Source organism: Paenibacillus sp. FSL R5-0519, assembly GCF_037974275.1.
In the GTDB taxonomy this organism is placed as follows: domain Bacteria; phylum Bacillota; class Bacilli; order Paenibacillales; family Paenibacillaceae; genus Paenibacillus.
In genome coordinates, this window is sequence record NZ_CP150234.1 from 5,582,314 (window position 1) to 5,604,924 (window position 22,611).

Below are 22,611 nucleotides of genomic sequence, written 5' to 3' on the forward strand. Positions count from 1 at the left end.
AGTTGAATTTGGAATAACAAGGGGGAACAGAACGAGATGGATAATAACATAACCATTCACAACATGAGCTACGCTTTCCCGGGAAAAAGGGATTCCCCCGTGCTCTCCAATGTGTCGATGCGTGTAGCCAACGGCGAATTCGTCTCGCTCATCGGCTCCAGCGGCTCCGGTAAAAGCACCCTTTTCAAGCTGCTGGCAGGCCTGCTTGAGCCAACCCACGGAACCATTGAAATTCCTTGGGTCCCTGAAGGAAAGCGACTGGGGCAGGTGGCCTACATGCCGCAAAAGGACCTCCTGTTATCCTGGCGAACCGTCATGGAGAATTGCATGCTCCCCGCTGAACTTGCTCCAGGGCGACATGATAAGGGAAAAATTCGCGCAGACATAATGGCAGGGCTCGACAGATTTGGCTTATCCGGCTACGCGCATGCTTACCCGGACGAGCTGTCGGGTGGCATGCGCCAACGTGTCGCACTGCTTCGTACTTTGTTGACAGGTGGCCATCTCATGCTGCTGGATGAACCATTCGGCGCACTCGATGCCTTAACCAAACGCGAGATGCATCGCTGGCTACTGGAGCTGTGGGAAGATCTGGGCAAAACCGTGTTGTTCATTACGCATGATATTGAAGAGGCCCTGCTACTCAGTGATCGGATTATCCTGTTAACTCCGGGGAGCCAAGGCCAACCGCTACAAGATTTGATGGTACCTTTGCCACGTCCAAGACATTCGGACATGATCTACGAACCGGCGCTCGTTCAGATGAGACGACGACTGGAGGAACAATTGCATGCGAGAGGATAACTTGGGAAACTGCATGAAGAATAACGTAAGGCGTTGGCTTGACCGTTATGGTCTGTTTATTTGGCTCCTGCTCTTGCTGCTTGTCTTCTGGGAGTGGATTGTGCGTATGGGATGGGTGCCCTCCTTCATCATTCCAGCCCCAACGGCGATTGCCAACTCCCTGTATGAGCATCGTCACCTCCTGCTGGCTACACATCTGCCTGCTACCTTGATGGAGGTTGTTGTTGGTTTTGGCTTGTCCATTGGTGCCGGAATTGCACTTGCAACTGGTATGCATATGAATCGGTCGATTGAAAAAGCGTTATATCCCTTCATCGTAATCAGTCAGACGATCCCGTTGATTGCCCTGTCCCCCGTCTTCATCCTATGGTTTGGCTACACGCTGTGGAGCAAAGTCGCGGTGGTGTTCCTGATCGCCTTCTTTCCCATTGTGGTGAGTACCTACGATGGACTTCGCCAAGGCGATCCAGAGCAGCGTGAACTACTGCTCACCATGGGAGCCAGCACGTGGGATATTTTTCGCAAACTCCAGGTTCCACTGGCACTTCCCTCCTTCTTCTCGGGGCTAAAGATGTCTGTGGTGTACTGCGTGGTTGGTGCAACGATAGGCGAATGGCTCGGTGGCAGCAAAGGTCTCGGATACTTCAGCCGCCGCATGTCCAGCAACATGAACACGGACGCGATGTTCGCCGCTATTGTGCTGTTATCCCTGCTCGGGATCGTTTTGTTTATATTGATTGCCTGGCTGGAGAAACGCTTTGGCACTCGGCGCCATGAAGCGAAAAAATAGCTGGATAAAATGTAGAGAGAATTTAGATGTTACTACAGGAATTACGCTCTACACAACATAACTTATGCACCATTCCAGCAGCTAACTTTAATCAGTACATTGTCACTTTGTCCGTTAACATGCTGCTGTCCATTTTCTACAAACCCAAACGATGAAATGAGGAACTTCATTTATGACTAACAAAGGTATATACTCCCTGCTTCCCATTATACTCATAAGCCTGTTGCTGATCGTTAGCGGATGCGGCACCACGGGTGCTGGCAAAAACACGCCAACAACAGATTCGGAAACCAATGCACAGCAAGCAAACTCGACTGTAACAGAACCAGCATCAGATACCAAAGATAAACTGTCCATCATGCTCGACTGGTACCCCAATGCAGTACATTCCTTCATCTATGTAGCTCAGGAAAAAGGATACTTTGCAGACCAAGGTCTGGATGTCGACATTCAGATGCCTGCGGATACCAATGATTCACTCAAACTGGTTGCTGCCGGTAAAATCGATCTGGCTCTAAGCTATCAGCCTCAAATCTTGCTCGCGCGTAGTGAGAACATTCCTGTACGTTCCATTGCTGCTGTTGTTCGCCACCCGCTCGTACATCTGTTGACCGAAGCGAATGGCAACGTGCGTTCACCCAAAGACCTTGAAGGAAAGACTGTTGGCTATTCTTCGATTCCGCTGTATGACGCGATGGTACGTACGATGATCAGCCACGATGGTGGCAACCCGGATAACATGAAGCTGGTCGACGTTGGATTCGATCTGATTCCTTCCCTGGCTTCTGGACAGGCGGATGCGATTATGGGTGGTTTTATTAACCATGAACAATTGATTTTGGAGAAAGAAGGCCATGCCATGAAATCGATTAATCCTGTCGACTATGGCGTGCCTGATTATTATGAATTGGTCCTGACCGCAAGTGAAGCTGGTATGGAAGCCAAAAAAGAACAACTGACCCGGTTCGTCAAAGCGATCCAGGAAGGACAGAAATATGTGACGGAGCATCCAGAAGAGGCCTTGAATATTTTGCTCGCTCATGAGAATGAAACGTCTCCGCTTGACCCGAAGATCGAAACCAAAAGCCTGGCTATTCTACTGCCGCTCATGAATGAAGAAGGTCAACCGTTTGGTCGGCAGGAAATGGAATCGTGGGAGAATGTACGTGCATGGCTCGTTGCAACTGAAATGATTCCTGAATCGGTGAAAGCCGAGGATGCTTTTATTAATCTGCAAGGAGAGTAAGTAAAGAAAAGCCACAAGGAATGAAGGAAAATGACTAAAAGAAAGGGATCGGAAAGTAAGAGGATTGAAAGAAAAGTTAGCAAAAACGTGGGCGTTAGGGGCAACAAGGTTTACGAAATGTAAAAGGTTTCCGTAATGTAACTGGCTGGAGCAAGGAGTGGAGAATCATAATCTTTAGTAATTCTAAGTGGCATGATATGCGATCGAGTACCTTGTATACGTTTGGATGACATGGTATGTGATCGAGTACCTTGTATACGTTTAGGCGGCTTGGAGCTATGCATTTGTTCATGTACATTAGCGCACATCTTCAAATCTACCGGGAGCTGAATCGCGTCCTAATGTGTTCGGAGTAGAGCATGCGGCGAGCGCTAACGAATCTGAGACGTCTTATTCGAGGATTTAAAGCAGTCTCAGAAATCTAAGGAATCTGAGACACGCAATATTAGAATAAACAGCCGTTTGCATCGTTTTAATCAAGGAATTCAGGGAAATAACGTGTCTGACGTTCCTTACATTTCAAAAGTAGGATTTGACAGCCAAATAAGATGTCCCGGGTTCTTTAGAAACACCGTCTGAACCTGCGGAAGGAATTCGCCAAAAGAGCTACCAGCTTGGTTTGGGTTTGGGCTTCAAGACTCTATTTGAACGCCAAGTCCTTCACTATACCGCTTGCCTGAATTAGGAGACTTACCCTGGGGTCACTTTCTGTATTTTGCATTGTTGTACTGTTGCATTGTTACATTGTTGTACTGTTGCATTGTTACATTGCTGTACTGTTGTACTGTTTCGTTTTTGTATTATTACTATTTTTTTGCGAATTACATTTTTATGTGGCTCTACCTTTTAGCTGTTTCAATCAAGGCTAGATATTGATCAAGATGATTCCGTTTGTTCTTCCATACCCAGTTACATTAATCCATCTTTATTGCATTATGAATTGGATTTATCTTTTACATCTGCTTTTACCGCTGTAACGTCTCTCGTTGTCTTTACACTGTTCGCCCTGCTCAACACGGAGACTCATATCCTATTATTCTGTTGAGTGACTCTGCATATCAGGCTTCTGCCGGTGGCGTTACTTCAAAACAAGGAGGAAATTATATGTCTTATCTGGAACGTGTTCGTACGCAAAATCCGCTGGTACACAATATCACCAACCTTGTCGTTGCTCCCTTTACAGCCAATGGTTTGCTTGCGCTTGGTGCATCCCCATTTATGGCCTATGCTCATGAAGAGGTCGCTGATGTCGCCAAAATGTCAGGAGCCGTGGTGCTCAACATTGGCACACTCGATGACAAAGTCGTTCAGGCGATCCGACTTGCAGGCCAATCGGCTAATGCACATCACGTGCCTGTCGTGCTGGACCCCGTCGGCGCAGGCGCAACCGCCTATCGTACAGAAACCGTTCAGATGCTCGTTCGTGAGCTTCGCCTCACGGTACTGCGCGGCAATGTCGCGGAGGTCGCCAATGTCATTGGTGAGAGCTGGAGTATCAAAGGTGTCGATGCAGGATCAGGTGAAGGTAACCGGATCGGCATTGCGGAGCGGGCAGCACAACAACTTGACTGTATCGTGGTCATCACCGGAAAGGAAGATATCATTACAGATGGACAGTCCACATTCCTCACAAGTAATGGTCATGCCCTGCTTACTCAGGTCACGGGTACTGGCTGTCTGCTCAGTTCGGTGATTGGCGCTTTTACAGCCATAGCGGAATCCGAAGACGATCTTCCAGGCAGTGTTGTTGAAGCACTCGCTTTTTATGGCGTAGCGGCTGAACTGGCGGCAGAGAAGACGGATCATCAGGGGCCAGGCAGCTTCCAGATAGAGTTGTTGAATCAACTGGCACTAGTAACGCCCGACCTCTTGGCAGAACGCGCACAGATCCGTCAGATCCGTGGAGGTGCAGTATGAGCAGCATTCCTCAAGCGCTAAGCATTGCGGGCTCTGATAACGGGGGCGGCGCAGGAGTTCAGGCCGATCTAAAAACGTTCCAGGAGCTTGGGGTATATGGCATGACGGTTATCACGGCAATTGCCGCTCAAAATACAACAGGTGTGCAGGGTGTGTTTCCCATCCCTTATGATGGTATCGCTCAACAGTTGGACTCGACCGGCGAAGACTTTCAGCCAACTGCGGCGAAGACCGGCATGTTATATAGTGCTGAGATAATTCGGTTAGTTGCTCAGAAATGGCGGCACTACCGTTGGTCTAATCTGGTCATCGATCCCGTGATGGTCGCTAAAGGCGGTGCCCCCCTGCTTCAGCAGGAAGCTGTACAGGCGCTGGTTACGGAGCTGCTGCCCCATGCCTTGATCACAACACCTAATATTCCGGAAGCGGAACTGCTTACCGGAATGTCCATCACGAATCTGAATCAGCGGGAAGAAGCCGCGAGACAGATTGTACAGATGGGCTCAACGTATGCTTTGGTTAAAGGTGGTCATGATGAAGGAAGTGGCATGATCGTGGATGTGCTCTACGACGGGCAGTCTTTTCATTATCTGGAGAATGTTCGTGTGGTAACACGTCATACACACGGAACGGGATGCACATACTCTGCTGCGATCACCGCAGAGTTAGCCAAGGGTTCACCTGTTCTGGCTGCCGTAACGACCGCGAGAGCATTCATTCAGGCAGCCATTGAAGATGAGCTGGGGATTGGGGCCGGACATGGGCCAACAAACCATTTTGCGTATCAGCGCAGACAGCGAGGTGAACAGTGATGTGCCCTTGGGATGCAGAAGCGGTACAACGTGCGATGCAGGTGTATTTGGTCATGGGCAGCGTGAATACGACGCAAGACCCTGTGGAAGTGCTGCGCCAGGCTATTGCTGGCGGCATTACGCTGTTCCAGTTCCGCGAAAAGGGAACTGGCGCCTTGATCGGCGAAGCTCGCATGACGCTTGCGATGCGGCTTCGCGAGGTGTGCAGCCAGCATGGGGTCCCGTTCATCGTGAACGATGATGTGGAGCTGGCTGTAGCGGTGGAGGCCGACGGCGTGCATGTCGGCCAGGATGATGCGGACGCGGCGCTCGTACGCGCCCGCATTGGAGATGGGCGGATGCTTGGCGTATCCGCCCACGCTGTGGATGAGGCGCGCCGTGCTGTGCAGGCGGGCGCCGACTACCTTGGCGTCGGGCCCATGTACCCGACGCGCTCCAAAGCGGATGCCCACGCTGTGCTGGGCCCCGCAGGGGTTGCGGAACTGCGTGCCGCAGGCATCGCAGTTCCGATTGTGGGTATCGGCGGCATTACGCCCGATACCACGGCCGCCGTGATGGCGGCTGGAGCCGACGGCGTAGCCGTCATCTCCGCCATCGCGGGCGCGGCCGATGTGTGCGCAGCGGCTGCGCAGTTCGCTGCGGCAGTGCGCGGGATGCGGGCGTAGCCCTGCTTCCCTGCACAGCCAGCCCGTGGGCTGCACCGAATACATGGTGCAGCCCACAACCCACAACCAATCGCTCTCCTCTCCATAACAGAGGAGCCCCATAACACCCCAGCGCGCGGCAGCAACCCATGTCTTCGACATCAAAGCGCAGCCGCCACCCTATAGTGACTGAATCCTACAATTTATTTCGTCACACCTATTCACATCTATCCATATCTACTCACATCCGAATCAGCTCTATTCACATCCAGTCACATCTACTCACATTCCAATCGGCTCTAGTCACATTCAGCATCACCCAGTCAGCAGGACTCATCAATCTATGAGCAAGATGCCGCTTCAATGCTCGCATCTTGTTTTTTTCATTTTCAACTGTTGACTCTCACGTAACGTGACACTGTACAATCGGTGTTGTAAGGAGGTTTCACTCATGGCCATGAAAGTAAAAGAAGTTGCCGAACTTGCCTCGATCAGTGTGCGCACACTGCATCACTATGATGAGATCGGACTATTAACCCCGGACGAAGTAACTGCTGCCGGATATCGATTATATTCAGATGCTAATTTGGAACGATTGCAGCAGATTTTGTTTTTCAAGGAACTCGACTTCTCTCTGAAGGAGATCAAAAACATTATAACCAACCCCTCCTTCGATCCAGAAGAAGCGCTAAATATGCACCGTCTTATTCTGCTGGAGAGGCGCCAACGCTTGGACCAGATGATTGCTACTATTGATAAAACCGTTCTACACGTGAGAGGAGAACTTAAAATGACAGCCAAGGAACAATTCGAAGGGTTTGATTTTAGCCAGAATCCGTATGAACAGGAAGCACGTGAACGCTGGGGGAGCCAAGCCGTAGATCAGGCAAATCAGACGCTGCACAGTAAATCGACCACGGAGCAAAAGGCACTATCCGATCAAATGAACGAAATTTACAAACATCTGGCTTCACTTCGTCACACAGAACCAGCATCTGCGGAGGCACAGGCAGGCATCAAAGAGTGGTACACTTGGCTAAACCAAATGGGAAGCTACTCGCCTGAAGCCTTTAGAGGACTTGGTCAGATGTACGTGGACGATGAACGCTTCACACGTAATATTGATCAGTTTGGCGATGGATTGGCCGCATTTATGCGAGATGCCATGGCTGTATTTGCTAACCAAAACAAATAATATAGCCCTGTCTTCAAACACAAGCAATATATTCAACTCTCATTGCCATCAGATGAGCGCTGTAAACGATCGTCTGTAACTTGGACCTCTGTCCTATAGTGGTAAACGTTATCTCTCGTCATCAGCCTTATTCGCTGTATATGAGATCAGGATGTTATAACCTTCCTCCTATGGTGGTCATATCGTTCTTAGAATTAACCTTATGAACATGCTGGATATATGCAAGGATAACGTGGCAAATAAAATGAATCGACCCGAATTGTTGCTACAGTTATGCGCCATAACCCGCCTAAAGCCTAGTAAATACATAAAAGGGACGTACGCCCTCTTAGGCGGTTACGTCCCTTTTATGTATTCAAGTACCACAGCCGCAATGTGAACAAGCCTAACTGCTGCTCACTCTGAGTACTTTATAAGTAACTTTCACAGTAGATGCTCTTTACTACTTTTTCTTCCGCTCCCAGTTCTTTGTTATATCCTTTTCACCAGTTGCTTAGGATGATGAGCATTAAGTTTCTTCTGTCAGACGTCCTTCATTTTGCTGCCAGCGTCCACCGTCTATCGGATTAAGCTCTTGGCGCGTGATCCGATGAAGTTGCGTCTGAAGCCAGACTGGTTCTCGCCATACGACCAGGAATCTGCCATGCAGATACAATTGCAAGCACAATGAATAACAGATCAATCGGTTGACTGAAATAGTCCTGGAAGGTTTCTGCAAACGCACTGATCATCTCGCTATCAAACACGAGTTCCATCACGCTTACATCGCCAAACAGTTCGGAAGTAAAATAAACCACCGTCAGATATTTCCCCAGCAAAATGCCGACGAGTGCAAACAGTACGGCAATAATCTTATGTACTGTCGCAATTCGTTTATTGGAGAACAACACCACGGCGTAGCCCGTGAGCGCTCCAATCAAAATCGCAATTAATCCTACCTCATACTCGGTCATTGCAGCAATAGCCGCCCACACGATGCCACCAAGAATGGCTGCAATTAAGCCACCAATGATCGGCATACCGATTTTAACACCTTGTTTCTCTTCCACGTTGTCTTTCCCTCCTGAGTCATGCATATGCTTCTTTTCCAGAATTCACCTTTCCTATGAAACCACAAAAAGGCCTATTATTCAACATTTTTCTACTGTTGACCATAAAAAACATCCCTTCCAACAGCATAATAGCCGTAGAAGGGATGTTGTCCGTATCTATATTTTAGATATAACCACTGTAATTCAGAAAACTACATTGAAAAACGCGTTCTCTCTTATCTTTGCGCTTCCTTGGCAGGCTGAATGACAGCTGCTATCTGTGCCAAAATAGCATCCACCGATGTCGGATCATGCACATCATACTCATCAATGTTCAGACGCAGCACAGGGCAAGCCGTAAACTGATCAATCCACACAGAATAACGCTCATGCATGTATTCCCAATACGAACGGTCCGTTTGAATCTCCATCTCGCGTCCGCGTTCCGTAATTCGGTTTAAAATTGAAGGCAGACTTCCTTCCAGATAGATCAGTACATCTGGATGTGGGAAATACGGTGTCATCACCATCGCTTCAAACAAACTGCTGTATGTCTCGAAATCTGTAGAAGACATGGTTCCTTGATCTGCATGCATTTGTGCAAAAATACCCGTATCTTCATAGATTGAACGATCCTGTACGAATCCCCCGCCCAGTTCAAAAATCTTTTTCTGTTCCTTGAAGCGCTCTGCCAGGAAATAAATCTGCAGATGGAAGCTCCAACGCTCAAAGTCATGATAGAACTTCTCCAAATATGGATTATGATCCACTTGTTCCAAAGAAGTCTTGAAATTTAAACGCTGTGCAAGCGCAGCTGTTAACGTGGATTTCCCCACTCCAACCGTACCTGCTACCGTAATTAATGCATTCGTTGGAATGCCATAGTTATTCATATAATATACTCCTTTACCTGATTAACAATTTGCCTGAAGTGTTCAGGATGTTCCACAAAGTCAAGTTGCTCTGCATTGACCTTAATGATTACTGGCGGATTTGAGCTATTCGCAAGATAGTCCATACCTGTTTTGTAATCAGCGATCAGTTGTTCCATATATGCCGGGTCCATGTCCTGCTCAAATGAGCGTCCACGCTTGTTAATGCGGTACATCAGCGTATCGAGTTCAGCTTCAATATAAAGCACCAGATTGGGCTTGGGCAGATCATCTGTTAACAGATGATAAATTTGACGGTATTTATCCCGCTTCGTTCCTTTTAAGGTACGATCGGCAAAAATCATGTTTTTATAAATATGATAGTCCGAAATAACTGGGGTATTCTGCTCTATATAATGAGCACCCGTGTCTTCCAGTTGTTTAAACCGATTACACAGAAAGAACATTTCCAATTGGAAACTCCACTCGTCGATATCCTGATAAAAGGAAGCCAGAAATGGATTCTCTTCTACAATTTCTTTAACTAACGGAAGATTCAATTCATGGGAAAGCATCGTTGCCAGCGTTGTTTTCCCCGCTCCGATCGGACCTTCCACGGCAATAAACGGGGCTGATTTCATTGTGTTCACTGTTCCTCCTCGTACTTATGCGTGTTTCCGTTTTCTATATAGACCTCACCTATTGTATCACAGCTTTAAGGATTGGAACGCCAGTATTTTATGTATATAACAAGGCAAATCAGAACTAATGAATTACATTAAATGAATTACATTGAAATAAAAAAGACACACTCGATATGATCAAGTGTGTCCTTCGATTGCTTGGCGGCGTCCTACTCTCCCAGGACCCTGCGGTCCAAGTACCATCGGCGCTAGAGGGCTTAACGGTCGTGTTCGGGATGGGTACGTGTGGAACCCCTCCGCCATCGCCACCAAACGCGTAGCTTACATTTCAGAGTGGTTGTTCTCTGAAAACTAGATTCGAAACGAAAGTGTGCGAATTATCACTTGCTATTGGATAAGCCCTCGACCGATTAGTACTGGTCAGCTCCATGCATTGCTGCACTTCCACCCCCAGCCTATCTACCTCGTCGTCTTCAAGGGGTCTTACATACTGGGAAATCTCATCTTGAGGGGGCTTCACGCTTAGATGCTTTCAGCGTTTATCCCGTCCGTACATAGCTACCCAGCGGTGCTCCTGGCGGAACAACTGGTACACCAGCGGTACGTCCATCCCGGTCCTCTCGTACTAAGGACAGCTCCTCTCAAATTTCCTACGCCCACGACAGATAGGGACCGAACTGTCTCACGACGTTCTGAACCCAGCTCGCGTACCGCTTTAATGGGCGAACAGCCCAACCCTTGGGACCTACTTCAGCCCCAGGATGCGATGAGCCGACATCGAGGTGCCAAACCTCCCCGTCGATGTGGACTCTTGGGGGAGATAAGCCTGTTATCCCCAGGGTAGCTTTTATCCGTTGAGCGATGGCCCTTCCATGCGGTACCACCGGATCACTAAGCCCGACTTTCGTCCCTGCTCGACTTGTAGGTCTCGCAGTCAAGCTCCCTTATGCCTTTGCACTCTTCGAATGATTTCCAACCATTCTGAGGGAACCTTTGGGCGCCTCCGTTACTCTTTAGGAGGCGACCGCCCCAGTCAAACTGCCCACCTGACACTGTCCCCGCACCGGATTACGGTACCAGGTTAGAACCTAGATACGATCAGGGTGGTATCCCAACGTTGCCTCCACGCAAGCTGGCGCTCACGCTTCAAAGGCTCCCACCTATCCTGTACAGATCGTACCCAAATTCAATATCAAGCTGCAGTAAAGCTCCATGGGGTCTTTCCGTCTTGTCGCGGGTAACCTGCATCTTCACAGGTATTAAAATTTCACCGGATCTCTCGTTGAGACAGCGCCCAAGTCGTTACGCCATTCGTGCGGGTCAGAATTTACCTGACAAGGAATTTCGCTACCTTAGGACCGTTATAGTTACGGCCGCCGTTTACTGGGGCTTCGGTTCACAGCTTCGGGACTAATCCCTAACCACTCCCCTTAACCTTCCAGCACCGGGCAGGCGTCAGCCCGTATACTTCGCCTTACGGCTTCGCACAGACCTGTGTTTTTGCTAAACAGTCGCTTGGGCCTTTTCACTGCGGCCCCCTCGTGCTATTCACACTACCGGGGCACCCCTTCTCCCGAAGTTACGGGGTCATTTTGCCGAGTTCCTTAACGAGAGTTCTTCCGCGCGCCTTAGAATACTCTTCTCGCCTACCTGTGTCGGTTTGCGGTACGGGCACCTTCACCTGGCTAGAGGCTTTTCTTGGCAGTGTGAGATCATGACCTTCGCTACTACAATTTTCGCTCCCCATCACAGCTCAGCCTTACGATGTGCGGATTTGCCTACACATCAGCCTTACTGCTTAGACGGACATCCATCAGTCCGCGTCACTACCCTACTGCGTCCCCCCATTGCTCATAACGGTTTATGGTGGTACAGGAATTTCGACCTGTTGTCCTTCGACTACGCCTTTCGGCCTCGCCTTAGGTCCCGACTTACCCTGAGCGGACGAGCCTTCCTCAGGAACCCTTAGGCTTTCGGCGGATCAGATTCTCACTGATCTTTTCGTTACTCATACCGGCATTCTCACTTGTATAATGTCCAGCGCTCCTTACGGTACACCTTCAACCCTTATACAACGCTCCCCTACCCCTGATGCAAAGCATCAAGCCATAGCTTCGGTGGTGTGTTTAGCCCCGTTACATTTTCGGCGCAGAGTCACTCGACCAGTGAGCTATTACGCACTCTTTCAATGGTGGCTGCTTCTAAGCCAACATCCTGGTTGTCTGTGCAACTCCACATCCTTTCCCACTTAACACACACTTGGGGACCTTAGCTGATGGTCTGGGCTGTTTCCCTTTTGACAATGGATCTTAGCACTCACTGTCTGACTCCCGGAAGTAAGTCTATGGCATTCGGAGTTTGACTGAGCTTGGTAACCCTTGCGGGCCCCGCACCCAATCAGTGCTCTACCTCCACGACTCTGTTTTCCGAGGCTAGCCCTAAAGCTATTTCGGGGAGAACCAGCTATCTCCGAGTTCGATTGGAATTTCTCCGCTACCCCCACCTCATCCCCGCACTTTTCAACGTGCGTGGGTTCGGGCCTCCAGTGCGTGTTACCGCACCTTCACCCTGGACAGGGGTAGATCACCCGGTTTCGGGTCTACGTCCACGTACTAACTCGCCCTATTCAGACTCGCTTTCGCTGCGGCTCCGGCTCTTCACCTTAACCTTGCACGGGAACGTAACTCGCCGGTTCATTCTACAAAAGGCACGCCATCACCCCTAAAACGGGCTCTGACTTTTTGTAAGCACACGGTTTCAGGTTCTATTTCACTCCCCTTCCGGGGTGCTTTTCACCTTTCCCTCACGGTACTGCTTCACTATCGGTCGCTAGGAAGTATTTAGCCTTGGCAGATGGTCCTGCCGGATTCATACGGGGTTTCACGTGCCCCGCACTACTCGGGATCCGTCTCGGAGGGAACCAACTTTCAATTACAGGGCTTTTACCTTCTTTGGCGGGCCTTTCCAGACCTCTTCGCTTAACCGGTTCCTTTGTAACTCCATGTGAGACGTCCCACAACCCCAAAGAGCAAGCTCTCTGGTTTGGGCTTCTCCGCGTTCGCTCGCCGCTACTGACGGAATCACTATTGTTTTCTCTTCCTCAGGGTACTTAGATGTTTCAGTTCCCCTGGTATGCCTCTACACAACCTATGTATTCAGTTGTGAGTAACTGGAAATTACCCCAGCTGGGTTTCCCCATTCGGACACCCCCGGATCAAAGCTTGCTTACAGCTCCCCGAGGCAGTTTCGTTGTTCGCCACGTCCTTCATCGGCTCCTAGCGCCTAGGCATCCTCCGTGTGCTCTTAGTAGCTTAACCATTGCGCTCGTGTTCGAGCTGTCGCTCCGCTTGGTTTGCTTGCGCAAATCCAAAAGTCGCTCCATTTCGATCACTCGCTCCAGCAATCTACCTTATAAACACTTCACTTGTTTGCACAAGTTCAGCTTAAAGGAATGTTCTAATTCGCATTTACTTTCGTTTCGATATCTAGTTTTCAAAGAACAAGCTCCATACAAAAGCAAGCTGTTTGAGAGTTTGAGCTCTCAAAACTGAGCAACGAGTGAGTAAGTTTGCAGCTAAGCTGCTTATTTGAATGTTTCCACGCGGGAAACGATTCTCCATAGAAAGGAGGTGATCCAGCCGCACCTTCCGATACGGCTACCTTGTTACGACTTCACCCCAATCATCTATCCCACCTTCGGCGGCTGGCTCCTTGCGGTTACCCCACCGACTTCGGGTGTTATAAACTCTCGTGGTGTGACGGGCGGTGTGTACAAGACCCGGGAACGTATTCACCGCGGCATGCTGATCCGCGATTACTAGCAATTCCGACTTCATGCAGGCGAGTTGCAGCCTGCAATCCGAACTGAGACCGGCTTTTTAGGATTCGTTCCACCTCGCGGCTTCACAGCCCGTTGTACCGGCCATTGTAGTACGTGTGTAGCCCAGGTCATAAGGGGCATGATGATTTGACGTCATCCCCACCTTCCTCCGGTTTGTCACCGGCAGTCACCTTAGAGTGCCCACCCGAAGTGCTGGCAACTAAGATCAAGGGTTGCGCTCGTTGCGGGACTTAACCCAACATCTCACGACACGAGCTGACGACAACCATGCACCACCTGTCTCCTCTGTCCCGAAGGAAAGATACATCTCTGCATCGATCAGAGGGATGTCAAGACCTGGTAAGGTTCTTCGCGTTGCTTCGAATTAAACCACATACTCCACTGCTTGTGCGGGTCCCCGTCAATTCCTTTGAGTTTCAGTCTTGCGACCGTACTCCCCAGGCGGAGTGCTTAATGTGTTAACTTCGGCACCAAGGGTATCGAAACCCCTAACACCTAGCACTCATCGTTTACGGCGTGGACTACCAGGGTATCTAATCCTGTTTGCTCCCCACGCTTTCGCGCCTCAGCGTCAGTTACAGCCCAGAGAGTCGCCTTCGCCACTGGTGTTCCTCCACATATCTACGCATTTCACCGCTACACGTGGAATTCCACTCTCCTCTTCTGCACTCAAGTCACCCAGTTTCCAGTGCGATCCGGGGTTGAGCCCCGGGATTAAACACCAGACTTAAATGACCGCCTGCGCGCGCTTTACGCCCAATAATTCCGGACAACGCTTGCCCCCTACGTATTACCGCGGCTGCTGGCACGTAGTTAGCCGGGGCTTTCTTCTCAGGTACCGTCACCTTGAGAGCAGTTACTCTCCCAAGCGTTCTTCCCTGGCAACAGAGCTTTACGATCCGAAAACCTTCATCACTCACGCGGCATTGCTCCGTCAGGCTTTCGCCCATTGCGGAAGATTCCCTACTGCTGCCTCCCGTAGGAGTCTGGGCCGTGTCTCAGTCCCAGTGTGGCCGATCACCCTCTCAGGTCGGCTACGCATCGTCGCCTTGGTGAGCCGTTACCCCACCAACTAGCTAATGCGCCGCAGGCCCATCCCCAAGTGACAGATTGCTCCGTCTTTCCAGTTTCCTTCAGGCGAAGAAAACAATTATTCGGTATTAGCTACCGTTTCCGGTAGTTGTCCCAAACTTGAGGGCAGGTTGCCTACGTGTTACTCACCCGTCCGCCGCTAAGTCTCAAAGAAGCAAGCTTCTTATCAACTCCGCTCGACTTGCATGTATTAGGCATGCCGCCAGCGTTCGTCCTGAGCCAGGATCAAACTCTCCAATAAAGTATTGAAAAGAGCGATAAGCTCATTTTGAATCTGACGAGATTAAACATCTCATTTGTGCTCCAGTCGATCCAAGCCAAGGCTTGTTTCGAACTTTCGCATTCATTCTGCAAGCAGAATGTTTACTCACTCGTTGTTCAGTTTTCAAAGATCAAACTTGTTTCGTTACCGAATGTCGTTCTCTTCAGCAACTCTTATATAATATCATGTCCGAACCAACTTTGCAAGCTCTTTTTTCAAGTTTCTTTCGAAGCTCATTTCATTCGCTTGCCGCACCCTGTATCTCGTGTTTTCTTGGCCGGAATAATAATATATCACGCCAGAACATCAATTGCAATACTTTATTAAAATTACTTATTTAGTTGCAGCCCTTCTTGGCTCATCACATTTCTCTTCATTATAAAATATGTATAGACACATATTAATGGAGTATAAGATTCATTTCCACTTCAAACATAATATTAGCCCTCATTTATAATAGACTGCAAGCAGCTATAACAAATGAGGGCTAATATACTCACTTTTGAACGATATCCTTTAATCCTTTCAAAAACCGACTGGAAGCATAGCAGATCTGACCGTTCACCATCTGAATCTCTCTCGTGGCAAAATCAATTTCTGAAATATTATCTTTATTCACTACATACGAGTTATGACAACGATAAAACCTGCTGTCCATCTCAAGTAAAGCTTTCAATTTTCCATAGAACTCAACTTGACGATTTTTAGCATGAAGAATCACTTTATGTAATTGCGGAGAGGTTTCAAAAAATAAAATATCGTTGTATTCAATACTGATGACTTTATCTCCAGACTTTGTTTGAAAAATTTTACGACTGTTTTGTTTATTTTGAACATATCGCTGATTTGCCGTATTAATACATTCGATAACCCGTTTTTGTATATCAGTGAAATTATCTTTTGTAATATAGTCCATTGCTTCTACTTTATAAGTAAATGTTAGATAGGTCAGCTCTGAATGTGTCGTCACAAATACTATGGCTCCCTGAGTATCATATTGACGAATTTCCGCTCCGAGTGCAATTCCACTCTTCTCTTCCTGAATGTCTACATCCAAAAAATATAGACCTGTTGTATTATTTTGCTGGAGATATTCAATAATATCATTAGAATGTGCAGTAGAGACAACAACCTTCATATCTAAGTTCTCTATCATAATATAGTCCGTTACATATTTGGTTAAACGTTTGCGTTGTTCTTCATCATCTTCACATATAAAAATCTCCAACATGCCCTTCCCCCCACTTAAACTGAGTTATCCTAATATCACACTGCTCGCAGATCTATTGGCATCACTGTTGACCAAGGGCTCGAGCACTTCTAGTATTTGAATAAATGTCTTTTCTTTACGCTCAGTATCCAAAGCCACACCCTCGCACTGTGAAACTATCTCTTTTAAGTTACTAAGACCAAGTCCACGATTGTTGCCTTTGGTTGAAAAGCCCTTTTCAAAAAGTTTATATAATTCAGGAGTTTCCTCTCTACAACTGTTCATGACCACAATTAATATGCCTCTTTCGTTACGAATCAGTGCTAAATTCACAATCGGTTCGTCACAATGAATCGCTTCTTCAATAGCATTATCTAGCAAAATCCCTACACATCGGCATAATTGAATAGAATCCATATTGATGTGCTCAATAGGCTCAATCACCTCAATTACCGCATCAATGTTCAACTCTTGTGCTTTAATCATCTTGGCAGATATGACACCTTTTAATTCCTGTACTTTCAGATTATGTAACGGCCCTAACTTGTATGTATTAGACTGCATCCCTTGGCTGATTGGCATAATCTTTTTTTCAAAGTAAATTTGTAACTGTTCCATATCTTTATTTCGAATAAATTCAGACATACTCAGAAGAATATTGATATAATCGTGTCGGAATTTCTGCATGTCAGTATATAAGTGTTCCAAATTTTCCGTGTACTCTGTTAATTGTTCATACTGTTCCTGTCGATTCAGAAGTGCCGACTCTTTCATAACTGTTCGAGTTAATGCAACGAAAACTCCAATTAACAATGCAAAATAGAATATAAAAAGTAAACTATTGGCTTGAATATTCTCATCTGAGAAACCTTGTCGTTGCCCGATCCATATATTGATGTAAAAAATCACAACAGTAAAAATGGATAAAATCGATAGATATAAACCATATTTTTTCAAAAAGATATCTCGGCTATTTAACTTTGTAAAAAGCCCCCTAACTATTGCACTCATTAGAAATGTTAAAACCATAGTTCCCGTGACAGAAAGTAACATATGGAAACCATTATTTTGAATAGATGCATTGGAACCACCGATAATCCTGATATTTATCACACCACATATGTAATCGCTTATGACCATAAAAATAAGCGTAATCGTAGGAATTAGAATGCTAAGAATGAACTTTCTCAATTGATAATACACGCTTAACATTAGAAACAATAAAACTATAAAACTAGCTGCTGATCCCATAACTAAAAAAAAGAAATATCCTAGAATGCTTGAAACAATGGCCATAAAAGCAATATACTTCCGACTAAATTGATTCTTCAACATGATAGGAATAGACAAACTAAAAGTTACCATTTGAATTATAGAACCAATAATCAGCAACATTATCAATTACCCTTCTCTCTATGTGATAAAGATTGAGCGATTCTTGCCTGTAATAAATTCTGAATCATTAACAAAAATTAGCAGGGGTTCGTAATCATGATTATATGAAATAATGTAAAATTTATCAACAAAATAGTCTATCTTACTGTTTCACCAGTCCATAGCTGGGTACAAAGTAAGATAGACTATTAGGATAAATCAGGTAATATTTAACTACTCCTTATTACTCAACAACAATTCGCTCGGGATTTTAGACTCATAATTAAAAAGTGAACAACTCGTTTCCATCGCAATCTCTCCACTTTTAATCGCCATTACCTCCATTGATTTTGCTACATTATTCTTAAATCCGTCCAACAGCATCTGTTTCATATTTTTCATAATTTCTAACACTCCTCTTAAGTATTTTATATGTTACGGGAAGAATTGAAATGATCTGTAACAACATGCCTGTCATCATTAATGTTTTGACCGTATGACTTGGACATAAAAATGCAATCAAAGTGAGAATTACTGCTGTTCGTACAGAAGCCATTCTCAGTTTCTTTCTTCTTTTCGCTCCAAGAAGTGGGAATTTGTCAGTATCTGCTGGCGCATATCGATACAGAAGCACTGCAGAGATCAATCCAGTAATTAAAACCATATCGTTGCCAATCATTATGTATGAGCATATGTAAGGTAAACCAACGAATAACATGATGCTGATCATGCTGCATCTGAAGCTTGTACTGGCATGCAATCCAAATGATATTCGACGGACAGCATAATATGTAGCATGTACAATTAACGTTTCCAGAAGCATATTGAATAAGAGAGCCAGACCATAGACCAAAACACTTTTCATGGTATTAATCAATAACGTTTCAATACCAAGCTTCATCTTTAAGTATCGAATGTGTTCTCCATCACGCTCCTTGTTAATCCATAGTGCAATCTTACTAGCCAATGATTCCGTTAAGCTGGTATGTACTGCGGGTTGTTCTTTTATGTTGATCACCTCTCTGGTACTAATTATAGGGGATTAAAGTCCTATACATCCGTTCCCTTCATACTATTGATTCTTTCCGTCACAAACGTACATGATCTGCCTTTACCTATGTCATAAGCGCTTCATAATGTCACGTAACTGCATGAAAAGACAAAACCACCACGATTTCGTAGTCTGTACGACTACTAACCGTGGTGGTTTTTCTATTTCTTGATTCAGGAAGCAATGAGTAATCTCAGTACCTCCCTTATATCAACTTTTTGTGGTACAACCAAACTACATATTTCTTTATCATCTTTCATAAAGCTATAACCTGTAAGGAACGGAAATCGTTTGAATTGTATACGAAACACTTCTTGTCCATGTATTAATTCTGAAACAACTTCACTTATCTCATAGATTGAATAATCAGCTAGAAGTCCCATTTTCAACGCTTTCCCCAGTGCCTCTTTACAACTGAAGAATATATAGGCAAATTGTAAAGCTGGGTAAAGATGTTCTATAAGTTTTTTCTCGGCCTCACTAAGCATCTCTGCAATCGGGATATCTGAACGTATGGTCTCTATATCAACTCCGACTACGTTATCCTTGCTGTATAGTACAGAAAGAGCATATGTCTTGGAGTGACTTAATCCCACTTCGAACAGATTGTCATGAATCAGTGGAAAACGCAGACTCCCATATTCAACAGAGATATTATTCATCTCCCCATGATATGAGGGAAATTGATCCTTCAGATTTTTTTTAATAGCATATCGCCCGACCAGAAACTCTTTCCTTCTGCCTTCATTGGTTATGTTATCGTATATTTCATGCTCATAAGGACTCAAGATGTCGTCAGCCTCAATCTCTTGCTCACTAATTGCAATCAGATTTGGAGTAATCATACGCATTCACCTCAATGTGCCAGCATTCTTGATTTGAAATGCAACATATAGAGCACTAGCAAATCAATGATAAAACCTGCATTTACCAACATTATAAATCCAAGATAAATACTCTGGCCGATAGAATCAATTGGGAATTTAACAAGAATAACTGCTGAGATCAAAAGACTCACGGCTGCACACCAAGGTACTACTTTTGAAGATCTATAATGAACTTTACGATAGAGCCCCATAGCAATCATCAATATACCGGGAAGAAGCAGTGACTCCTGTATATTGAAAAAGTTAACATCACCATTTCCAAACGTATACACGGGGAGTTTTATACACAACAGAATACCTGTAATAATTAATAGATTGTCTATCCATTTACGATGTTTTCCAAGCATGATGGCAAACCAGGCTGTAAAAATATTCAGGTAGGATAAGGTAATAACGAATAATGAGAACACAATTCCCCCAATAAACCAATACGTTTCCGACGGAAGAAACTGATCCTTTCCTACATAATGGAGAAAAAGAGCAATGTAGATACCCACTACAATTAGTTTTAATCCCCAGTACCACTTCATGCTTCCCGTAAATGTTTTCCTAAATGAAGGATCTTGACCTGCATGATGCAGTTCATACTTTCGGAGCAGAAAATCATAAATTGTACGCTGCATCATATTCTTCTCCTAACATTTTGGTAATCTCATTAACTGTCGGATTCTCAATAATATCAAAGAAACTGAGATCACTGTGGAACGAATGATTAATCTCTCTTGCAATCTCCCAGATCGTAATTGAATCGATGGCGAACTCAAACAAATTGGTCTGTTCAGTGATGTCCGCATTCAAATACCGCTGTAAAATTCGAATAAGTCTTTTCGTTTTGGTAATAAAATAATGCTCATACAACGTTTTAGTATCGGTCTTCCCGTTCCCTGTCAAAGGCAATTCGCTAACATAAGCTATTTTGGACGGGATCATGTAAATAGGAAGCAATCGTTTTAGTTGGCTTGCTATATTTTCTTGGCGTGTTGTAACAGCAAGGTAGATTTTTTTATCCTGTACAAAAGCATGACAGTTGGAGATACCCAACGACTTTACAGTAGATTCGATTTCCTGAAGATCAATGCGGTAACCATTAATTTTAACCTGGGTATCTTTTCTTCCCATATAGATTATTCGGCCGTCTGCATTCACTCGTACAAGGTCACCCGTCTTATACACAGGTAGGCCATTCCAACTAATAAAAGATTCCTTCGTCTTCTCGGGGTTACCAAGGTATCCTAAGGCTACTCCCTCTCCCGCTGCGTAAAGTTCCCCTTCATTACTCATCTCACCTTGCTCATTAACGATATATACTTCCGTTCCGAAAATTGGCGTTCCTATTGCAATCTCGTCCACAGAACCTTCCATTACATCTAGTGTAGTGAAAACAGTGTTCTCCGTAGGACCGTATCCGTTAATAACTTTCGTAAACGGCAGGACCTTCTCCACATGTGACAAGCTTAGCTGCTCCCCGCCCACAATAACATGACTTAATTTCTTGAACATTTCAGGTTTTTTATCCACCCAAAAATTAAACAAGGAACTCGTTATCCACATGATATCAATTTCTTGTTGAATTCGTTTTTCAACCAGATAAATGTTCAGAACCTCTGTTTTGGAAAGTAGCGCAATGGTCATGCCACTAAGCAATCCCCCCCAGATCTCAATAATTGAAGCATCAAATTCTAGAGGACTGATATGAGAAATGGTCTTAGCTGCGTCCCATCCCAAACGATCTTCATGCAATAATCGCACCACTCCACGATCAGGAATTCCCACTGCCTTGGGAAGGGATGTTGTTCCCGATGTGAAAATGACATAACACATTTGATCCTCTGTTCTCGTTACACCTGACCACTCTTCCATCCTTTGATGATCTACCTCAAAAACAGATTCGATCGTTATCTTAATGTCCAGTGTTTGTCTCATATACTCCTTACGAGTCTCTGGATAGTCTTTATTAATAACCGTATATGCTGCACCATGTTTTAATATGGCGATCATTGCAGCAATAGCTTCTATGCTTCTCTCCAGTTCAATAGCAACAATATCATTAACGGATACCCCTTTTTCTTCTAGCCAGTCATAGTACTGGTTCGACAATGCATTCAATTCTCCATAAGTAACCATACGATTCGTTTCGGAAATGGCAATCTTGTTCTTATACATCTCCACGCTTTGCTGAAGCATTCCAAGTAAACTCATATTCTAACCCCTCCTCAGATAATGGTCTTATTTGAATTAGTAATAAAATCAATAACATCCAGACTGACTTGATTCTGGTGGTCATATAAGAAGAAATGTCCAGAATGGTAGAAATGATACTGTACATCATTCTCGGAAAGGTCTGTCCAATAATCTTCATCGGCGACAGACAGATCCTGCTGACCTAGAAAAACAGCAATTTGAACTTTTTCATCAAATGTATAGCTCTGATAGTTGTTGACGACATTGTACGTATTCACTGCATTAATGTCATGGCGAAGCGCTGGCAGAAACAGCTTACGCATCTGTGCAGAATCAAACTGCCTTTCTTTAATCAATCCGTAATGTTTGCAGCGTAGAAGAAGTTCCTCATCTCCTGATAAATCCTCATTTCGAATATCTATTCGATGAGGCGGAGTAGCGGCCATAAAAATCAGTTTGACAATGTTGTAGCCTTCCCTGATTAGCATTTGTGCAACTTCATAGGCAACAATTGAACCCATACTGTATCCAAGCAACATAATTTCTTCTTCTTTATTCATTGTTGCTGTAATTCTCATGTATAGATCGGCCGCATTCTCTTGAATGGACTGATACGCTGTCTCAGAAAACCGTCTCCCATGCCCAGCATATTCCACAGACATGATCTGCATATGGGGATACTTGTTTTTGATTTGATTTTGTAGTTCAACAAATACATTTACATGAGCTCCAGCATAAGGAAAACATATCAGTTGCAT

General features: G+C 45.5%; 18 protein-coding genes and 3 rRNA genes. 7 read left to right on the forward strand and 14 right to left on the reverse strand.

What is annotated here, in order from left to right; genetic code table 11:
- The first annotated feature begins 36 nt into the window (after positions 1–36).
- The 7 genes from MKY73_RS25080 (at position 37) to MKY73_RS25110 (ending at position 7,408) form a co-directional block, all read left to right on the forward strand.
- Positions 37–804 (forward strand): ABC transporter ATP-binding protein, encoded by a 768-nt coding sequence (locus MKY73_RS25080; RefSeq protein WP_339303938.1) that lies wholly within the window; start codon positions 37–39, stop codon positions 802–804.
- Complete coding sequence (locus MKY73_RS25085; protein WP_339303939.1) at positions 791–1,594, forward strand: ABC transporter permease; 804 nt, start codon at positions 791–793, stop codon at positions 1,592–1,594. Before MKY73_RS25080 ends, MKY73_RS25085 begins: the two co-directional genes overlap by 14 nt.
- Before the next feature lie 172 nt (positions 1,595–1,766).
- Complete coding sequence (locus MKY73_RS25090) at positions 1,767–2,840, forward strand: ABC transporter substrate-binding protein (RefSeq protein ID WP_339303941.1); 1,074 nt, start codon at positions 1,767–1,769, stop codon at positions 2,838–2,840.
- 1,104 nt (positions 2,841–3,944) lie between these two features.
- The gene (gene thiM, locus MKY73_RS25095) at positions 3,945–4,757 is read left to right on the forward strand and encodes a hydroxyethylthiazole kinase (protein WP_339303942.1); all 813 of its coding nucleotides are present in this window, start codon (positions 3,945–3,947) and stop codon (positions 4,755–4,757) included.
- A complete protein-coding gene (gene thiD / locus MKY73_RS25100) occupies positions 4,754–5,569 on the forward strand; it encodes a bifunctional hydroxymethylpyrimidine kinase/phosphomethylpyrimidine kinase (protein WP_339303943.1) in 816 nt (271 codons plus the stop codon). Before thiM ends, thiD begins: the two co-directional genes overlap by 4 nt.
- On the forward strand, positions 5,569–6,234 hold the full coding sequence (gene thiE, locus MKY73_RS25105) for a thiamine phosphate synthase (RefSeq protein WP_339303944.1): 666 nt from the start codon (positions 5,569–5,571) through the stop codon (positions 6,232–6,234). Before thiD ends, thiE begins: the two co-directional genes overlap by 1 nt.
- A gap of 430 nt (positions 6,235–6,664) precedes the next feature.
- On the forward strand, positions 6,665–7,408 hold the full coding sequence (locus MKY73_RS25110; protein ID WP_339303945.1) for a MerR family transcriptional regulator: 744 nt from the start codon (positions 6,665–6,667) through the stop codon (positions 7,406–7,408).
- A 566-nt stretch (positions 7,409–7,974) separates the two neighbouring features.
- Here MKY73_RS25110 and MKY73_RS25115 read toward each other — a convergent pair.
- The 14 genes from MKY73_RS25115 to MKY73_RS25180 form a co-directional block, all read right to left on the reverse strand.
- Positions 7,975–8,457 carry a hypothetical protein gene (locus MKY73_RS25115; RefSeq protein ID WP_339303946.1) on the reverse strand — a complete coding sequence of 161 codons (483 nt, stop codon included), beginning with the start codon at positions 8,455–8,457 and terminating at the stop codon, positions 7,975–7,977.
- 218 nt (positions 8,458–8,675) lie between these two features.
- Positions 8,676–9,332 (reverse strand): deoxynucleoside kinase, encoded by a 657-nt coding sequence (locus MKY73_RS25120; RefSeq protein WP_339303947.1) that lies wholly within the window; start codon positions 9,330–9,332, stop codon positions 8,676–8,678.
- Positions 9,329–9,952: a deoxynucleoside kinase gene (locus tag MKY73_RS25125; RefSeq protein WP_339308755.1), complete on the reverse strand. Its 624-nt coding sequence runs from the start codon at positions 9,950–9,952 to the stop codon at positions 9,329–9,331. The genes MKY73_RS25120 and MKY73_RS25125 overlap by 4 nt, the downstream gene beginning before the upstream one ends.
- A 199-nt stretch (positions 9,953–10,151) precedes the next feature.
- Positions 10,152–10,268, reverse strand: a 5S ribosomal RNA gene (gene rrf, locus MKY73_RS25130).
- A 77-nt stretch (positions 10,269–10,345) separates the two neighbouring features.
- A 23S ribosomal RNA gene (locus tag MKY73_RS25135) occupies positions 10,346–13,272 on the reverse strand.
- 305 nt (positions 13,273–13,577) lie between these two features.
- A 16S ribosomal RNA gene (locus MKY73_RS25140) occupies positions 13,578–15,129 on the reverse strand.
- Together the 16S, 23S and 5S rRNA genes form the textbook arrangement of a ribosomal RNA operon.
- A gap of 517 nt (positions 15,130–15,646) precedes the next feature.
- Positions 15,647–16,381 (reverse strand): LytTR family DNA-binding domain-containing protein, encoded by a 735-nt coding sequence (locus tag MKY73_RS25145; RefSeq protein ID WP_339239689.1) that lies wholly within the window; start codon positions 16,379–16,381, stop codon positions 15,647–15,649.
- A 24-nt stretch (positions 16,382–16,405) separates the two neighbouring features.
- Positions 16,406–17,755, reverse strand: a complete 1,350-nt coding sequence (locus tag MKY73_RS25150; protein WP_339303948.1) for a GHKL domain-containing protein — start codon at positions 17,753–17,755, stop codon at positions 16,406–16,408.
- 213 nt (positions 17,756–17,968) lie between these two features.
- Positions 17,969–18,136: a cyclic lactone autoinducer peptide gene (locus MKY73_RS25155; RefSeq protein ID WP_339239685.1), complete on the reverse strand. Its 168-nt coding sequence runs from the start codon at positions 18,134–18,136 to the stop codon at positions 17,969–17,971.
- Entirely contained in the window at positions 18,099–18,752 is a 654-nt protein-coding gene (locus MKY73_RS25160) for an accessory gene regulator B family protein (protein ID WP_339303949.1), read from the reverse strand. Before MKY73_RS25160 ends, MKY73_RS25155 begins: the two co-directional genes overlap by 38 nt.
- A gap of 206 nt (positions 18,753–18,958) precedes the next feature.
- Positions 18,959–19,630 (reverse strand): 4'-phosphopantetheinyl transferase superfamily protein, encoded by a 672-nt coding sequence (locus tag MKY73_RS25165; RefSeq protein ID WP_339239681.1) that lies wholly within the window; start codon positions 19,628–19,630, stop codon positions 18,959–18,961.
- Positions 19,631–19,641: 11 nt separating this feature from the next.
- Positions 19,642–20,298 (reverse strand): hypothetical protein, encoded by a 657-nt coding sequence (locus tag MKY73_RS25170; RefSeq protein WP_339303950.1) that lies wholly within the window; start codon positions 20,296–20,298, stop codon positions 19,642–19,644.
- Positions 20,276–21,871, reverse strand: a complete 1,596-nt coding sequence (locus MKY73_RS25175; protein ID WP_339303951.1) for a non-ribosomal peptide synthetase — start codon at positions 21,869–21,871, stop codon at positions 20,276–20,278. The genes MKY73_RS25170 and MKY73_RS25175 overlap by 23 nt, the downstream gene beginning before the upstream one ends.
- Positions 21,872–21,885: 14 nt before the next feature.
- Complete coding sequence (locus MKY73_RS25180) at positions 21,886–22,611, reverse strand: thioesterase domain-containing protein (protein WP_339303952.1); 726 nt, start codon at positions 22,609–22,611, stop codon at positions 21,886–21,888.

Bases quoted from the DNA above. Each gene is read 5' to 3' on its own strand.
- MKY73_RS25080 (WP_339303938.1), top strand. From the start codon at position 37: ATGGATAATAACATAACCATTCACAACATGAGCTACGCTTTCCCGGGA.
- MKY73_RS25085 (WP_339303939.1), top strand. From the start codon at position 791: ATGCGAGAGGATAACTTGGGAAACTGCATGAAGAATAACGTAAGGCGT.
- MKY73_RS25090 (WP_339303941.1), top strand. From the start codon at position 1,767: ATGACTAACAAAGGTATATACTCCCTGCTTCCCATTATACTCATAAGC.
- thiM (WP_339303942.1), top strand. From the start codon at position 3,945: ATGTCTTATCTGGAACGTGTTCGTACGCAAAATCCGCTGGTACACAAT.
- thiD (WP_339303943.1), top strand. From the start codon at position 4,754: ATGAGCAGCATTCCTCAAGCGCTAAGCATTGCGGGCTCTGATAACGGG.
- thiE (WP_339303944.1), top strand. From the start codon at position 5,569: ATGTGCCCTTGGGATGCAGAAGCGGTACAACGTGCGATGCAGGTGTAT.
- MKY73_RS25110 (WP_339303945.1), top strand. From the start codon at position 6,665: ATGGCCATGAAAGTAAAAGAAGTTGCCGAACTTGCCTCGATCAGTGTG.
- MKY73_RS25120 (WP_339303947.1), bottom strand. From the start codon at position 9,332: ATGAATAACTATGGCATTCCAACGAATGCATTAATTACGGTAGCAGGT.
- MKY73_RS25125 (WP_339308755.1), bottom strand. From the start codon at position 9,952: ATGAAATCAGCCCCGTTTATTGCCGTGGAAGGTCCGATCGGAGCGGGG.
- MKY73_RS25145 (WP_339239689.1), bottom strand. From the start codon at position 16,381: ATGTTGGAGATTTTTATATGTGAAGATGATGAAGAACAACGCAAACGT.
- MKY73_RS25150 (WP_339303948.1), bottom strand. From the start codon at position 17,755: ATGTTGCTGATTATTGGTTCTATAATTCAAATGGTAACTTTTAGTTTG.
- MKY73_RS25155 (WP_339239685.1), bottom strand. From the start codon at position 18,136: ATGAAAAATATGAAACAGATGCTGTTGGACGGATTTAAGAATAATGTA.
- MKY73_RS25165 (WP_339239681.1), bottom strand. From the start codon at position 19,630: ATGATTACTCCAAATCTGATTGCAATTAGTGAGCAAGAGATTGAGGCT.
- MKY73_RS25170 (WP_339303950.1), bottom strand. From the start codon at position 20,298: ATGATGCAGCGTACAATTTATGATTTTCTGCTCCGAAAGTATGAACTG.
- MKY73_RS25175 (WP_339303951.1), bottom strand. From the start codon at position 21,871: ATGAGTTTACTTGGAATGCTTCAGCAAAGCGTGGAGATGTATAAGAAC.
- MKY73_RS25180 (WP_339303952.1), bottom strand. From the start codon at position 22,611: ATGCAACTGATATGTTTTCCTTATGCTGGAGCTCATGTAAATGTATTT.